Here is a 757-nt window from a genome sequence, read left to right as displayed (position 1 = left end):
ACTCATACCATTACGATTACCAATCCAGATGGCACTCAAACAACGACTACTGTAAAAGATGGTGCAGACGGCAAAGACGGAGTAGATGGTAAATCACCAACCATCAAGCAAACCCCACTCAAAGATCAAGATGGTAATGTTATAGGAGTAACTATCACCATTACAGATAGTGACGGAAAAGTAACAACTGAAAACATCTTAAATGGCAAAGATGGTCAGACGCCTAAGGTTGAGGTAACTCCTGGAAAAGATACAGAAGGTAATTCGGGCTATACCATTATCATTACGAAGCCAGATGGTTCCACACAAGAAGTCTTTGTAAAAGATGGTAAAGACGGTAAGGATGGTAAAGATGGAGTGGATGGAAAATCACCAACCATCAAGCAAACCCCACTCAAAGATCAAGATGGAAATGTTATAGGAGTAACTATTACCATTACAGATAGTGACGGAAAAGTAACAACTGAAAACATCTTAAATGGCAAAGATGGTCAGACGCCTAAGGTTGAGGTAACTCCTGGAAAAGATACAGAAGGTAATTCGGGCTATACCATTATCATTACGAAGCCAGATGGTTCCACACAAGAAGTCTTTGTAAAAGATGGCAAAGATGGTAAGGATGGTAAAGACGGTAAAGACGGTAAGGATGGCAAAGACGGTGAATGTGGAGTGTGTCCAATACCAGACCCAGATCCAACACCTGATCCAGATCCAACACCAGATCCAGATCCAACGCCAGATCCAGATCCAACGCCAG

At 42.1% G+C, this 757-nt stretch carries 1 pseudogene; it reads left to right on the top strand.

What is annotated here, in order from left to right:
- Positions 1-757: pseudogene (locus ACQV2X_RS08745) on the top strand (YSIRK signal domain/LPXTG anchor domain surface protein); the annotation flags it as partial.

Origin of the sequence: Facklamia sp. P12945, from assembly GCF_050409485.1 — a bacterium.
Classification (GTDB): Bacteria; Bacillota; Bacilli; order Lactobacillales; family Aerococcaceae; genus Facklamia.
This window is presented reverse-complemented; position numbering and strand designations above follow the sequence as displayed.